We start from the raw sequence: 14,431 nt of genomic DNA on the forward strand, positions 1-14,431 counted from the left end.
CATGGACAAGACAGTCAACAACAAGGCCTGGTTCCTCGTCATTCCGGTTCTGGTGCTCGTCGCTTTTTCGGCGGTCATCCCGCTGATGACGGTCGTCAACTATTCTGTGCAGGATACGTTCGGCAACAATGAGTTCTTCTGGGCAGGCACTGACTGGTTCGTGCAAATGCTGCACTCGCCACGCTTTTGGGATGCGCTGATCCGCAACCTGATCTTCTCGCTCGTCATTCTGGCGATTGAAATTCCGCTTGGCATTCTGATCGCACTGAACATGCCGAAGAAGGGGCTTGGCGTTCCCGTCTGCCTCGTTCTGATGGCGCTACCGCTCCTCATCCCTTGGAATGTCGTCGGTACCATCTGGCAGGTTTTCGGTCGCGTCGATATCGGCTTTCTTGGCCACTACCTTTCAAAGCTCGGCATCGACTACAACTACACGCAGGACCCGGTGGACGCCTGGGCAACCGTCATCATCATGGATGTCTGGCACTGGACAAGCCTCGTCGTGCTGCTCTGCTATGCCGGCCTCGTCTCCATACCGGATGCCTATTATCAAGCGGCTCGCATCGATGGCGCCTCGCGGTGGTCCGTCTTCCGCTTCATTCAACTGCCTAAGATGAAACGCGTACTGCTGATCGCCGTGTTGCTGCGCTTCATGGACAGTTTCATGATCTATACCGAGCCCTTCGTCGTCACCGGCGGCGGCCCCGGCAATTCCACGACCTTCCTCTCCATCGATCTCGTGAAGATGGCCATCGGTCAGTTCGACCTTGGTCCGGCAGCGGCCATGTCGATCATCTACTTCCTGATCATCCTGGCGCTGTCCTGGATCTTCTACACCGTCATGACCAACAGCGACGCGGATGCGTGAGAAAGGAGATCGATATGAGCAATTCCACCATGAGCCGCTTCTCCTTCTTGATCCCGACGATCTACATCATCTTCTTGCTGCTGCCGATCTACTGGCTGGTGAATATGAGCTTCAAGGAGAACGCCGAAATCCTCGGCGCCTTCTCGCTTTGGCCACAAAATCCGACGCTGCGCAATTACACGATCATCTTCACCGATCCGGCCTGGTATAATGGCTACATCAACTCGATCATCTATGTCGCGTTGAACACCGTCATCTCGGTCGCGGCGGCGCTTCCAGCGGCCTATGCCTTCTCTCGCTATCGCTTCCTTGGCGATAAGCATCTGTTCTTCTGGCTGCTCACAAACCGAATGGCTCCACCCGCCGTCTTCGCCCTGCCGTTCTTCCAGCTCTATTCCGCATTCGGCCTGATCGATACGCATATAGCAGTGGCGATTGCCCACTGCCTGTTCAACGTGCCGCTGGCGGTGTGGATTCTCGAAGGCTTCATGTCCGGCGTTCCAAAGGAAATCGACGAGACCGCCTATATTGATGGATACTCCTTCCCGCGCTTTTTCGTGAAGATCTTCATGCCCCTGATTGCAAGCGGCATCGGTGTCGCGGCCTTCTTCTGCTTCATGTTCTCATGGGTCGAGCTACTGCTCGCCAGAACACTCACGACAACAGCAGCAAAGCCGATTGCCGCGACCATGACGCGCACGGTTTCCGCATCGGGGATGGACTGGGGCGTTCTGGCTGCAGCCGGCGTGCTGACCATCATTCCCGGCGCGCTCGTCATCTACTTCGTCCGCAACTACATCGCCAAGGGCTTCGCCCTCGGTCGCGTCTAAGAAGGAGAACAGAAATGAACTTTTCCTGGATGGCGTGGACGTTACCGACGGCACTGTTTTTCCTGACGATCCTGACCCTGATGATCGGCATGGCGGTGTGGGAGTATCTTTCGCCCGGCGGCAATCCGCGCGTCGGCATTCTACGCTTCGAGACGACACGGGGGGATAGGCTCTTCGTCTCGCTGCTTGGCTCCGCCTTCATCAACCTCGCCTGGCTCGGCTTCGTCGGCACAGGCCTTTGGTGGGCGCTCGCTCTTTCGGTTGTCTATGCGATCGGCGTGTTCCGCTTCGTATAGCTGCCGACAACATACCGGGGCGGAGGACGGCCCGGCAGTTCTACGCATGACGCAATCGCAAAACCTTGGGAGGACCTCTTATGCGAATGCATCTTCTTACCACGACAGCAGCGGCGCTGCTGGCAATCACCGGCGTGGCTCACGCTGGCATGAATGAAGCCAAAGCCTTTCTCGACAAGGAAGTCGGCGACCTTTCGTCCCTTTCCCGTGCGGACCAGGAAAAGGAAATGCAATGGTTCATCGACGCTGCAAAGCCCTTTGCAGGCATGGACATCAAGGTCGTCTCCGAGACGCTGACGACGCACGAGTATGAATCCAAGGTCCTGGCCAAGGCGTTCTCGGAAATCACCGGCATCAAGATCACGCACGACCTGATCGGCGAAGGTGATGTGGTTGAAAAGCTACAGACGCAGATGCAGTCGGGCGAAAACATCTATGATGCCTTCGTCAACGACAGCGACCTCATCGGTACGCACTGGCGCTACCAGCAGGTTCGCAACCTTACAGACTGGATGGCGGGCGAAGGCAAGGACGTGACCAATCCAGGTCTCGACCTCCCCGACTTCATCGGCACCAAGTTCACCACCGCTCCCGACGGCAAGCTTTACCAGCTGCCTGATCAGCAGTTCGCGAACCTCTACTGGTTCCGCTACGACTGGTTCAACGATGCCAAGAACAAGGCCGACTTCAAGGCGAAGTACGGCTATGACCTCGGCGTTCCGGTCAACTGGTCTGCCTACGAGGATATCGCAGAGTTCTTCACCGGTCGCGAAATCGACGGTAAGAAGGTCTACGGCCATATGGACTACGGCAAGAAGGACCCGTCGCTCGGCTGGCGCTTCACCGATGCCTGGCTCTCCATGGCTGGCAACGGCGACAAGGGACTGCCAAACGGTCTGCCGGTCGACGAATGGGGTATCAAGGTCAACGAAAAGTCCCAGCCGGTCGGCTCTTGCGTAGCGCGCGGCGGTGACACCAATGGTCCTGCTTCTGTTTACGCCATCCAGAAATACCTCGACTGGCTGAAGGCATACGCTCCTCCAGCAGCGCAGGGCATGAACTTCTCCGAATCCGGTCCCGTGCCGGCGCAGGGCGAAGTGGCACAGCAGATCTTCTGGTACACCGCCTTTACCGCGGATGCGGTCAAGAAGGGGCTGCCGGTCGTCAACGAGGATGGAACGCCAAAGTGGCGTATGGCCCCCTCCCCGCATGGTGTGTACTGGAAAGACGGCATGAAGCTCGGCTATCAGGACGTGGGTTCCTGGACGCTGATGAAGTCCACCCCAACCGACCGCGCCAAGGCCGCCTGGCTCTATGCGCAGTTCGTCACCTCCAAGACGGTGGACGTGAAGAAGGCGCATGTGGGTCTTACCCTCATCCGTGAATCGACCATCAACCACGAGAGCTTCACCAAGCGCGCCAAGGATCTCGGCGGTCTGATCGAATTCTACCGTTCGCCCGCTCGCGTTCAGTGGTCGCCGACCGGCACCAACGTTCCTGACTACCCGAAGCTGGCTCAGCTGTGGTGGCAGGCTGTCGGTGACGCTTCTTCCGGTGCGAAGACTGCGCAGGAAGCCATGGACTCGCTTTGCGCCGAACAGGAAAAGGTCATGCAGCGCCTGGAACGTGCAGGCGTTCAGGGCGACAAGGGACCGAAGCTGGCGGAAGAGCACGATCTCGAATACTGGCACAAGGATGCCGTCGCCAAGGGCAACCTGGCACCGCAGTTGAAGGTCGAGAACGAGAAGGAAAAGCCGGTAACCGTGAACTACGACGAACTGGTGAAGAGCTGGCAGAAGTAAGCCTGCTCGTTAAATAAAGAAAAAGCCGGGGCGAATTTCGCTCCGGCTTTCTCATATCGTCAGCGCCAGCCGAGTTCCGGCGCAACATATTTCAAGATCGCCTCCAGCGCATGGACGTTATAATCGACGCCAAGTTGGTTCGGAATGGTCAGCAACAGCGTATCGGCTTCCGCAACCGCTTCATCCTTCGCCAGTTCCTTGACCAGCACATCCGGCTCGGCGGCGTAGGACCGGCCGAAGATGGCGCGCGTATTGGCGTCGAGGTAACCGATGCTATCGCTTTCCTTCGAACCGCGACCGAAATAGGCCCGGTCGCGATCATCCACCAGCGCGAAGATGCTGCGGCTCACGGATACGCGAGGCGTCCGTTCGTGACCGGCTTCTTTCCACGCCTCGCGATAGGCTTTGATCTGCGCCGCCTGCTGGACATGGAAGGGTTCGCCCGTTTCGTCGTCCTTCAAGGTGGAGCTTTGCAGGTTCATGCCGAGCTTTGCAGCCCATCGGGCTGTCGCGTTGGAGCCGGCACCCCACCACAAACGGTCGCGCAAGCCTTCCGAATGGGGTTCGAGTCGCAAGAGACCGGGCGGATTTGGGAACATTGGCTGCGGATTGGGCTCGGCAAAGCCCTGGCCTTTCAGGACCTCCAACAGGATCTCGGTGTTGCGCCGACCCATATCGGCGTCGCTTTCGCCCTCGGCGGGGCGATGGCCGAAGTAGCGCCAGCCGTCGATCACCTGTTCCGGCGAGCCTCGGCTCAAACCCAGTTGAAGACGTCCGTTGGCTATCAGATCGGCGGAGCCTGCATCTTCCGTCATATAAAGCGGGTTCTCGTAGCGCATGTCGATGACGGCCGTGCCGATCTCGATCGACTTGGTGCGCGCACCGACTGCGGCAAGCAATGGAAAGGGGGAAGCAAGCTGGCGTGCAAAGTGATGAACGCGGAAATAGGCGCCATCAACGCCGATTTCCTCGGCGGCGACGGAGAGTTCAATGGATTGTTGCAGAACGTCCTTGGCGGAACGCGCTTGTGAATGGGATCCAGGGCTCCAATGGCCGAAGGACAGAAAACCGATCTTCTTCATGAGATAAAACCTGCTGGCTTAATTGATGTGGTTGTCCCACATATAGTGCGCCGCCAGCAGGATGTACCGAAGCGATTGGTGAACAGTGCGTTCAGGCCTGTGCACGCACGACATGATCTCCGTGACAGGTTTCCGCTGTTCCGGAGCCCGGCGCATTGACCATGGCACCTGCCAGCTGACGGAATGTGATCATGCCGAGCGGCTCTACCTTCTTGCCCACCACCGTAGCAACTTCGTGCCCGCTCATAGAAAGCAGTCGCATGGCCTCTTCGATGCTGGTGCCGGCCGGGATTGGCGGAGCATCCGCAACGACGCCGCTGCGTACCGGCGTCATGATGGCTTCCACATGGACAACCCGACCGCGGTTGACTTCCTTGACGAAGCTTTCGATGTAAGCGTCCGCAGGGCGCAAGACGATATCCTGGCTCGTTCCCTGCTGAATGACTTCGCCATCCCGAAGGATCGCAATCTGGTCGCCGAGACGAAGCGCCTCATCCAGATCATGGGTGATGAAGATGATGGTCTTCTTGATTTCGCTCTGGATATCGAGAAGCACCGTCTGCATGTCCGTGCGGATCAGAGGATCAAGGGCGGAATAGGCTTCGTCCATCAACAGCACCGGCGCGTCGTTGGAAAGCGCACGGGCAAGGCCCACGCGCTGCTGCATGCCGCCCGACAGCTGGTTCGGGTAACGCTGTTCGAAACCCTTCAGGCCGACGCGCTCCAGCCACCGCATTGCGATGTCTATGCTCTTGTTACGGGCGACACCCTGAACCTCGAGACCGTAGATCGTGTTGTCCAGCACGTTGCGATGCGGCAGAAGTGCGAACTTCTGAAACACCATGGCCGTCTGATGACGACGGAACTCGCGAAGCTCCGTCGGTGACATCTTCACCACGTCCACGCCATCCACCAGCACCTCGCCGGCGGTTGGATCGATCAGCCGGTTGATGTGGCGGATCAGTGTGGACTTACCGGAACCCGACAGGCCCATAATGACCTGAATGCAGCCGGACGGAATGGTGATGTTGATATCGCGAAGCCCGAGCACATGGCCATACTTCTCGTTCAACTCTTGCTTCGTCAGACCGTTGCGCACGGCCTCCACATGGGACGCAGGGTTGGAACCGAAAATCTTGTAGAGATTGCGGATTTCAATACCGCCGAAACCATCAGCCATGGGCGACCTCCTGGTGCTTCTGGAGCCGCTTGCCATAGGCCTGGCTGATCCGGTCGAAGATGATGGCAATGCCGACAATGGCAAGACCGTTGAAGATGCCGAGCGTGAAGTACTGGTTGGCGATGGCCTTGAGCACCGGCTGACCCAGCCCCTGCACGCCGATCATGGATGCGACCACCACCATGGCAAGTGCCATCATGATCGTCTGGTTGATACCGGCCATGATCGTCGGCAAGGCGAGCGGTAGCTGCACCTTGAAGAGCTTCTGCCAGCCGGAGGAACCGAATGCATCTGCCGCTTCCAGCACGTCCTTGTCGACGAGGCGGATACCGAGATCAGTCAGGCGGATCATCGGCGGGATGGCGTAGATAACGACGGCGATCAGGCCTGGCACCTTGCCGATGCCGAGCAGCATGACAACCGGGATCAGATAGACGAAGCTTGGCATCGTCTGCATCACGTCCAGCACGGGATTGACGATCCGCTGAAAGCGATCGGACCGCGACATGGCAATGCCCAGTGGAAGGCCGATGGCAATGGACAGCACCGTACAGACGAAGATCATCGAGATCGTTCGCATCGTATCGGTCCACATGTCGAAGTAACCGATGAGGAGGAGTGTGATCAGACAGCCGAAAACGATCTTGATGCTGCGGCTGGCAAACCAGGCGATTGCCATGATGATCAGGATGATGATCGGCCACGGTGTCTGTGTCATGAAGCGTTCGGCCGAAATCAGGAAATGCTGAAGCGGCGAAAAGAACGTTTCAATCGTGCCGCCCCATTCCCGGGTAAAGCCGCGGAAGCCGTCGTCGATCACCTTCTTGAGGTTCCGAAGAGCCTCATCATTCATATGCGGAAATGTGTAAAACCAATCCATAGTCATCCCCTGTGAGCGTTGCCCCGGGAGGGGAACGGTCGAACAGTGACGTATCGTCACCCACGGCGTTGACATGCGGCAGATGGGCGCCGCATGTCGTTTCGCGTGCCGCGCGTTCTCAAGAGAACGGCGTGGCGAGGGGGAGTAGTTAGAGAGACGCCTTGATCTTCGCGGCTGCTTCCGGCGAGACCCACGTCGACCAGACGTCGGCATTTTCCTTGAGGAAGTGCTTGGCGCCGTCTTCGCCAGTCGCCTGGTTGTCGGTCATCCATGCCATCAGCTTGTTGACGGTGGCGTTGTCCCAGGAACGCTTGTTGAGATAGGCCATCACGTCAGGGCCAGCCTTTTCGGAGAAGGGCTTGGCGACGAGCGTCACGACCTGGTCAACCGGCCAGGCGTTCGGCTTGGGATCCGGGCAATCGGCAACCGTGTTGCAGCGTTTCCATTCTGCCGGATCGTTCGGCACGTCCTGAGCCAGCTTCACCATCTCGTACTTTCCGAGGATAGCGGTCGGCGCCCAGTAATAGCCGACCCATGGCTGCTTGCGCTCATAAGCCTTTGCAATCGAGCCATCGAGACCGGCGGCGGAGCCGCTGTCGACCAGGGTGAAGCCAGCCTTTTCACCGCCATAGGCCTTGAAGAGCTGCGCGGTTACGACCGTGCCACCCCAGCCCTGCGGACCGTTGACGACAGCACCCTTGCTCGGATCTTCAGGATCGGGGAACAGCTTCGGGTTCTTGAAGACATCTGCGAAGGTCCTGATTTCAGGGTGCGCGTCCGCGAAATATTTCGGGATCCACCAGCTCTGAACGCCGCCATCCTTCAGCGCCTTGGCCGCAACGACCAGCTTGCCTTCATCGACGCCGCGCTTGACGACATCTGGAAGCAAATCCACCCAGGCTTCCGGCGCGATATCCGGCTGGCCCTTTTCAGCCATCGAGGTGATGGTCGGAACCGTGTCGCCAACCGTGATCTCGGCGGTGCAGCCATAGCCTTCGTTCAAGATGATCTTGTCGATGTTGGAAAGCACTTCAGCACTCTGCCAGTTCATGCTGGCGATGGTGGGGCTACCGCATTCGGCAGCATTGGCGGCGACGGCGCCACCCAGCAGTCCAAATACGAGACAGGTCGATGCAAGAAGTTTCTTCATATCTGTTCCCTTTGTTGGCGGCATCTATGAAAGCGCAAGTGCGCCGCTGGCACCAGGCTCATTTCTTGTCTTTTGCAAGCTTGGGTGGATGATGGCGTGAAGACCGCCGACAGCCTGCGCAGAAAGCGACGGGTTTTCGCTCAACTACGACAGGTTAATTTCTTTTGAATTCGCCTATTGAAAGAACCGATTCGATTCTCGCTTAAGTTGAGAATGACGGTCGCGGTACCGGTTTGAAGCGCCATCCCAAAAAAAGATTCGATCCAAATCGTTTGAAAAACTCATGCCGTTAAAAAGTGCTTGGCGAGTTATGTCCTTCAAGACAAGAGTGTTTTCCGTGATGAAAAATCGGTCACACACTCGGTTCAAATGGTCCCCGCAATCGACGGCGACCTCAATTAAGGGGAGAAACCTTGGCTCGAATTACGCTCCGCCAACTGCTCGATCACGCAGCTGAACACGATTATGGCGTGCCCGCCTTCAACATCAACAATATGGAACAGGCACTGGCCATCATGGATGCCGCCAGCGCAACCAACTCGCCCGTCATCATGCAGGCCTCGCGTGGCGCTCGTGCTTATGCCCATGACATCATGCTCAAGCACATGATGGACGCTGTGGTGGAAATCTATCCGGACATCCCCGTCTGCGTTCACCTCGACCATGGCAACGAGCCCGCAAACTGTATGACGGCCATCCAGGCTGGCTTCACTTCGGTAATGATGGACGGCTCGCTGAAGGCTGACGGCAAGACGCCGGGCGACTGGGATTACAATGTCGATGTGACGCGCCAGGTCACGAACATGGCCCACTATGGCGGCATCTCGGTCGAAGGCGAACTCGGCGTTCTCGGCTCTCTCGAAACCGGCATGGGCGAAGCCGAAGACGGTCATGGTGCCGAAGGCGTTCTCTCGCACGACCAGCTTTTGACCGACCCGGATGAAGCGGTGAAATTCGTTCGCGAGACAAAGGTCGACGCGCTGGCCGTTGCCATGGGCACCAGCCACGGCGCCTACAAATTCACACGCAAGCCGGACGGCAGCGTTCTGGCCATGAACGTCATTGAAGAAATCCACCGCAAGCTGCCGAACACGCACCTTGTGATGCACGGTTCCTCGACGGTTCCGCAGGATCTGCAGGACATCATCAATGCCTATGGCGGCGCGATCAAGCCGACCTTCGGCGTTCCGATCGAGGAAATCCAGCGCGGCATCAAGAACGGCGTTCGCAAGATCAACATCGACACCGATTGCCGTATGGCCATCACTGGTCAGATCCGCAAGGTTCTTGTCGAAGAGCCTGCTGAATTCGATCTGCGCAAGTATCTGAAGCCTGCCCGCGAAGCCATGACCAAGCTCTGCAAAGAGCGTTTCGAGCTGTTCAACACGGCTGGTCAGGCATCCAAGATCACGCCGATCCCGCTGCGTGACATGGCAAAGCGTTACGCTTCCGGCTCGCTCGATCCGGTCATTTCCTAAGAGCGCACATTCTCTCGATGGCCGAACATCTGGTTCGGCCATCGATCATTTGTAGGATAAACTTTGCGCCCTCCTACAAAATTCAGACTCATTTTTCTTTGAACCTTTGCAGCAAGCACAAATCTGCGGCGACATGCGGTGGGTTTCACGGCACTATTCCGTCAACATGTGAATGGGAGCAGACAATGACATTGCGCATCAACCAGACCGCACCAGATTTTACGGCGGACACGACCCAGGGCCAGATCAGCTTTCACGACTGGATCGGCGATAGCTGGGCGGTACTCTTCTCTCACCCCAAGAATTTCACCCCTGTCTGCACAACCGAGCTCGGCGCGATGGCCGGCCTTGATGGGGAATTCAAGAAGCGCAACGTCAAGGTCATCGGCATTTCCGTCGACCCGGTCGAAAGCCACGCGCAGTGGAAGCAGGACATCAAGACCGCAACTGGCTTTAATGTCGAGTATCCGCTGATCGGCGACAAGGAACTGAAGGTTGCCAAACTTTACGACATGCTGCCGGAAGACGCCGGCAGCAGCTCCGAAGGCCGCACACCGGCGGATAACGCGACGGTGCGCTCCGTCTACGTCATCGGCCCGGACAAGAAGATCAAGCTGATCCTCACTTATCCGATGACGACCGGCCGCAACTTCGATGAAATCCTGCGCACGATCGACTCCATCCAGTTGACGGCAAAGCATCAGGTGGCAACGCCCGCCAACTGGAAGCAGGGCGACGATGTCATCATCACGGCTGCCGTTTCGAATGAAGACGCGGTGAAGCGTTTCGGATCCTTCGACACCGTGCTGCCCTATCTGCGCAAGACCAAGCAGCCCCAGGCATAACCAGCCTCCCAAGGCGAGAAGAGGAAAAAGCGGCCCTATAAGCGGCCGCTTTTTCCGTTTGAGATCGGCTTTGGCACTGTTCTTGGCCACCCCGAGCATTCAACGGATGACACCGCAGGCAGGCCGTGGCATAGGGGCGCAACGTTTTGACAGTTTGGTCCGCTCCCCATGATCCGCATTGAAAATATCAGCAAATCCGCCAGCCATCGCATTCTCTATATCGAGGCGTCCGCGGCGCTCAACCGCGGCGAAAAGGTCGGTCTGGTGGGACCGAACGGCGCTGGCAAGACCACGCTTTTCCGCATGATCACCGGCGAGGAGCTGCCGGATGAGGGGCAGGTCGCCGCCGAGAAGAACATCACCATCGGCTACTTCAATCAGGATGTCGGTGAGATGGCCGGTCGCAGCGCGGTTGCCGAAGCCATGGAAGGCGCCGGCCCCGTCAGCGTCATTGCCGCTGAACTTCGCGAACTTGAAGCCCGCATGGTCGATCCCGATCAACTCGATCAGATGGACGAGATCATCGAACGTTACGGCGAGGTCCAGGCCCGCTATGAGGAGCTTGATGGCTATTCGCTTGAAGGCCGTGCACGCGAAGTCTTGGCGGGCCTCAGCTTCACCCAGGAAATGATGGATGGCGATGTGGGTAAGCTTTCGGGCGGCTGGAAGATGCGTGTGGCGCTTGCCCGCATTCTCTTGATGCGTCCGGACGTGATGCTTCTCGACGAACCGAGCAACCATCTTGATATCGAAAGCTTGATCTGGCTGGAAAACTTCCTGAAGACCTATGACGGCGCTTTGTTGATGACCTCTCACGACCGGGAGTTCATGAACCGCATCGTCAACAAGATCATTGAGATCGATGGCGGCTCGCTGACGACCTATTCCGGCGACTACGGCTTCTACGAACAGCAGCGGGCGCAGAACGAGAAGCAGCAGCAGGCGCAATTCGAGCGCCAGCAGGCGATGCTTGCGAAGGAACTGAAGTTCATCGAACGCTTCAAGGCGCGCGCATCGCACGCCGCCCAGGTCCAGAGCCGGGTGAAGAAGCTCGACAAGATCGAGCGTGTCGAGCCGCCGCGTCGTCGCCAGTCGGTGGCCTTCGAATTCCTTCCTGCCCCTCGCTCCGGTGAAGACGTGGTGTCGCTGAAAAAGGTCAAGAAGGCCTATGGCAGCCGCACCATCTACGACGGACTGGATTTCATGATCCGCCGCAAGGAACGCTGGTGCCTGATGGGTGTCAACGGCGCTGGCAAATCGACGCTGTTGAAGCTGGTAACGGGCAGCGCCGAGCCGGATGCCGGCGTCGTCACGATAGGTGCGAGCGTAAAGCTCGGCTATTTCGCCCAGCACTCCATGGATCTCCTGGATGGTGATGCCACCATCCTGCAATGGCTGGAACAACGCTTCCCGAAGGCGGGACAGGCCCCCCTTCGTGCACTGAGCGGCTGTTTCGGCTTTACCGGTGACGATGTGGAGAAGAAGTGCCGCGTACTCTCGGGCGGCGAGAAAGCCCGCCTGGTGATGGCCGCGATGCTGTTCGATCCGCCGAACTTCCTCGTCCTCGACGAACCGACCAACCACCTGGATCTCGACACAAAGGAAATGCTGATCAAGGCGCTTTCGGAATATGAAGGCACCATGCTCTTCGTATCGCACGACCGCCATTTCTTGGGCGCCCTCTCCAACCGCGTTCTCGAACTGACGCCGGATGGCATCCATCAATATGATGGTGGCTACACCGAATATGTCGAGCGGACAGGCATGGAAGCGCCAGGTCTGGAACGCGCCGCCTGATAGCGCTCGTGGCAAGACAACTGAGCAAAAAAAATGCGGCTGAAAGGCCGCATTTTTCGTGAAGGAGTGTCACTCGATTAGTTGAGTGTTTCCCAGTTCTGGCGCACGTCCGATGCGGACTTGCTGAGATGAACATGGGAATCAACATGGTCGACCCAGTCAAGCGGAATGAGATGATGCTTGCCGTCATCGGCATCGTTCTTGGTGAGCTTGATGCGGCTCTGGCCTTCCAGGTGGTCGACGGTGCCAACATGGCTGCCATCAGCGGCTTTGACTTCCATATGCTCGCGAATATTGTCTGCAGATACCATTGGTATTTCCTCCTGTTTTATCGTTTCGGATGCGAAGGAAATGAGCCCGGCGCCGTTTCGTTCCGACAAAAAAATCACTCAAGCCGCCAAAGAGACCCAGACTGACCGTCCGTTAGCGGACGCTTTAAGGGACGATGGAACAACATTCCGATCCTAGACTTTAGTGTGGTCACCATCATCATCCGGACTGGGCGGGATCCACGTGAAAAACAGAATCTGCATCATCGGATCGGGTCCGACCGGCATCTACACGCTGAAGAACCTGATCGAATCCGCCACGCCTCTCGACATCACCATCTATGAGGCCGAGAGCGAGGCAGGCAAGGGAACCCCTTATCTGCCGGGCATCAACGACCCGGTGATGTTGTGCAATATCCCGAGCATCGAAATTCCATTGATCGGCCAGATCTTGACGGACTGGCTGAAACAGCAGCCGGACGCTTACCTCCAGCGCTTCGGCATCGTCAAAAGCGAGATCAATGAGCGCCAGTTTTATCCGCGCGTGGTGCTGGGAGACTATTTCCATACGCAATTCCGTTTCCTTCTCGCAGAGGCAGAGGAAAGAGGGCATGCGGTCACGGTAAAGCCTGGTCATCGCGTGTCGGACATTGTCGTCGGTCCTGGCGCCATTCAGGTGAAAACGGAGCATGCCGAGCAGTTGGGGAGCGCTTTTGGTCATGTGATCATGGCGACCGGCCATGATTGGCCTGAAACGACCGAGACGAAGCCCGGATACTTCGTCTCGCCCTGGCCAGCCACCGCTCTCGAGAGCATTCGCGGCGGACGGCTCGGCATTCTTGGAACGTCGCTGAGCGCCATCGACGCCGTGATGACCGTCTCGACGTCGAACGGCTCTTTCCTCTATGACGAGGCGGGCGCGCTGACCTATAAGACTGCAAGCGACGCTGGTGATTTTCACGCGACATTGATGTCGCGAAAAGGTCTGCTGCCGGAAGCCGACTTCTATTTCCCCATTCCCTACGAGACGCCGAGCATTTGTACCGAAGAAGCGGTCGATGCGCTGATTGCAAAAGGACCAGGCGGCCTTCTCGATGCGACATTCGAGCTTTTCCGTCAGGAACTCTCGCTGCGCGATCCGGACTATGCCATGCAGATCGGATTGTCGGATCTCGACGTCGACACCTTTGCCGATGCCTATTATGCGTACCGCTCCGGAACGGACCCCTTTGCCTGGGCAGCGCTCAATCTGGCCGAAGCGAAGAGCAATATGACCCACGAGGTCACGGTGCCGTGGCGCAACGCCATCATGATCACCCATGAGATCGTTGCGAGAATCGTGCCTCATCTGGATCTTGAGGACTTCAAGCGGTTCGGAAAGTCCTTCAAAAGCATCTTCATTGATGAGTATGCGACTGTCCCGCATCTCTCCATTGAGCGAGTCCTTGCGCTTCGCAATGCCGGCGTGCTGTCGATCCAGAAACTCGGAAACGATTATGAGATCGCGACCGATCCCGGGCGCCGTGGCGCGACGGTGACGATGGACGATACGACACTCCAGTTCGACACCTTCATCGATGCGACGGGCCAGAGCGCCCACTCCGCCAAGGACATCCCCTTCCCCAGCCTTGTCAGCAGTGAGGTGGTGCGGGAGGCGCCAACCGTGCTGGAACGCAGCGTATTCTCGGATGACAATGCGCGCGCAGTTGCCCATCTTGGCGGCATCGATGTGGATGAGGAGTATCGCGTGATCTCCGGGGGTGCACTTCAGACAGCGCTCTATTGTGCTGCAATTCCCTATCTCCTGCACAAACATCCGTTTATACAGGGGATCACCAGTGCCGCTGAAATAGGAGAAGTCGTTGCAGGGTCGATTATCAAGGACTTGGCGAAAATTGACCTGCACGAGCGTCTTACGGCTTGAGGACGCGTCCCGTAACAGGGAAGCAGTCTG

The 14,431-nt window shown here is 57.8% G+C and carries 13 protein-coding genes; 8 read left to right on the plus strand and 5 right to left on the minus strand.

Going from position 1 to position 14,431, the window contains the following annotated elements:
• The first annotated feature begins 1 nt into the window (after position 1).
• The 4 genes from EYC79_RS16615 (at position 2) to EYC79_RS16630 (ending at position 3,796) form a co-directional block, all read left to right on the plus strand.
• A complete protein-coding gene (locus EYC79_RS16615) occupies positions 2 to 868 on the plus strand; it encodes a carbohydrate ABC transporter permease (protein WP_062424173.1) in 867 nt (288 codons plus the stop codon).
• Between the two features lie 14 nt (positions 869 to 882).
• Entirely contained in the window at positions 883 to 1,698 is an 816-nt protein-coding gene (locus EYC79_RS16620) for a carbohydrate ABC transporter permease (protein ID WP_062424172.1), read from the plus strand.
• A 14-nt stretch (positions 1,699 to 1,712) separates the two neighbouring features.
• Positions 1,713 to 1,994, plus strand: coding sequence for a DUF2160 domain-containing protein (locus EYC79_RS16625; RefSeq protein WP_113265306.1), 282 nt, complete (start codon positions 1,713 to 1,715; stop codon positions 1,992 to 1,994).
• A gap of 80 nt (positions 1,995 to 2,074) precedes the next feature.
• Complete coding sequence (locus tag EYC79_RS16630; RefSeq protein ID WP_130978681.1) at positions 2,075 to 3,796, plus strand: ABC transporter substrate-binding protein; 1,722 nt, start codon at positions 2,075 to 2,077, stop codon at positions 3,794 to 3,796.
• Positions 3,797 to 3,855: 59 nt separating this feature from the next.
• Here EYC79_RS16630 and EYC79_RS16635 read toward each other — a convergent pair whose 3' ends face one another.
• The 4 genes from EYC79_RS16635 to EYC79_RS16650 form a co-directional block, all read right to left on the minus strand.
• Positions 3,856 to 4,878, minus strand: coding sequence for an LLM class flavin-dependent oxidoreductase (locus tag EYC79_RS16635; RefSeq protein WP_130978682.1), 1,023 nt, complete (start codon positions 4,876 to 4,878; stop codon positions 3,856 to 3,858).
• Between the two features lie 91 nt (positions 4,879 to 4,969).
• A complete protein-coding gene (locus EYC79_RS16640) occupies positions 4,970 to 6,058 on the minus strand; it encodes a quaternary amine ABC transporter ATP-binding protein (RefSeq protein ID WP_130978683.1) in 1,089 nt (362 codons plus the stop codon).
• A complete protein-coding gene (locus EYC79_RS16645; RefSeq protein ID WP_062441642.1) occupies positions 6,051 to 6,938 on the minus strand; it encodes an ABC transporter permease in 888 nt (295 codons plus the stop codon). The genes EYC79_RS16640 and EYC79_RS16645 overlap by 8 nt, the downstream gene beginning before the upstream one ends.
• 148 nt (positions 6,939 to 7,086) lie before the next feature.
• Positions 7,087 to 8,088, minus strand: a complete 1,002-nt coding sequence (locus EYC79_RS16650) for an ABC transporter substrate-binding protein (RefSeq protein ID WP_130978684.1) — start codon at positions 8,086 to 8,088, stop codon at positions 7,087 to 7,089.
• Positions 8,089 to 8,501: 413 nt separating this feature from the next.
• On the opposite strand from EYC79_RS16650, the gene fba reads away from it, so the two are divergent.
• From fba to EYC79_RS16665, 3 genes are all read left to right on the plus strand, one after another.
• Positions 8,502 to 9,566: a class II fructose-bisphosphate aldolase gene (fba, locus tag EYC79_RS16655; RefSeq protein WP_062424165.1), complete on the plus strand. Its 1,065-nt coding sequence runs from the start codon at positions 8,502 to 8,504 to the stop codon at positions 9,564 to 9,566.
• 185 nt (positions 9,567 to 9,751) lie between these two features.
• Entirely contained in the window at positions 9,752 to 10,411 is a 660-nt protein-coding gene (locus EYC79_RS16660; RefSeq protein ID WP_062424164.1) for a peroxiredoxin, read from the plus strand.
• Between the two features lie 168 nt (positions 10,412 to 10,579).
• Positions 10,580 to 12,208 (plus strand): ABC-F family ATP-binding cassette domain-containing protein, encoded by a 1,629-nt coding sequence (locus EYC79_RS16665; protein ID WP_113272522.1) that lies wholly within the window; start codon positions 10,580 to 10,582, stop codon positions 12,206 to 12,208.
• 77 nt (positions 12,209 to 12,285) lie between these two features.
• On the opposite strand, the gene EYC79_RS16670 is transcribed toward EYC79_RS16665, so the two are convergent.
• Positions 12,286 to 12,519 carry a DUF2171 domain-containing protein gene (locus tag EYC79_RS16670; protein ID WP_062424162.1) on the minus strand — a complete coding sequence of 78 codons (234 nt, stop codon included), beginning with the start codon at positions 12,517 to 12,519 and terminating at the stop codon, positions 12,286 to 12,288.
• A 202-nt stretch (positions 12,520 to 12,721) separates the two neighbouring features.
• Here EYC79_RS16670 and EYC79_RS16675 point away from each other — a divergent pair, with 202 nt between their 5' ends.
• Positions 12,722 to 14,401, plus strand: a complete 1,680-nt coding sequence (locus tag EYC79_RS16675) for an FAD/NAD(P)-binding protein (protein WP_130978685.1) — start codon at positions 12,722 to 12,724, stop codon at positions 14,399 to 14,401.
• Positions 14,402 to 14,431: the final 30 nt, after the last annotated feature.

This window comes from Agrobacterium cavarae, from assembly GCF_004310285.1.
GTDB classification, from domain to species: domain Bacteria; phylum Pseudomonadota; class Alphaproteobacteria; order Rhizobiales; family Rhizobiaceae; genus Agrobacterium; species Agrobacterium cavarae.

Bases quoted from the DNA above. Each gene is read 5' to 3' on its own strand.
- EYC79_RS16615 (WP_062424173.1), top strand. From the start codon at position 2: ATGGACAAGACAGTCAACAACAAGGCCTGGTTCCTCGTCATTCCGGTT.
- EYC79_RS16620 (WP_062424172.1), top strand. From the start codon at position 883: ATGAGCAATTCCACCATGAGCCGCTTCTCCTTCTTGATCCCGACGATC.
- EYC79_RS16625 (WP_113265306.1), top strand. From the start codon at position 1,713: ATGAACTTTTCCTGGATGGCGTGGACGTTACCGACGGCACTGTTTTTC.
- EYC79_RS16630 (WP_130978681.1), top strand. From the start codon at position 2,075: ATGCGAATGCATCTTCTTACCACGACAGCAGCGGCGCTGCTGGCAATC.
- EYC79_RS16635 (WP_130978682.1), bottom strand. From the start codon at position 4,878: ATGAAGAAGATCGGTTTTCTGTCCTTCGGCCATTGGAGCCCTGGATCC.
- EYC79_RS16640 (WP_130978683.1), bottom strand. From the start codon at position 6,058: ATGGCTGATGGTTTCGGCGGTATTGAAATCCGCAATCTCTACAAGATT.
- EYC79_RS16645 (WP_062441642.1), bottom strand. From the start codon at position 6,938: ATGGATTGGTTTTACACATTTCCGCATATGAATGATGAGGCTCTTCGG.
- EYC79_RS16650 (WP_130978684.1), bottom strand. From the start codon at position 8,088: ATGAAGAAACTTCTTGCATCGACCTGTCTCGTATTTGGACTGCTGGGT.
- EYC79_RS16660 (WP_062424164.1), top strand. From the start codon at position 9,752: ATGACATTGCGCATCAACCAGACCGCACCAGATTTTACGGCGGACACG.
- EYC79_RS16665 (WP_113272522.1), top strand. From the start codon at position 10,580: ATGATCCGCATTGAAAATATCAGCAAATCCGCCAGCCATCGCATTCTC.
- EYC79_RS16670 (WP_062424162.1), bottom strand. From the start codon at position 12,519: ATGGTATCTGCAGACAATATTCGCGAGCATATGGAAGTCAAAGCCGCT.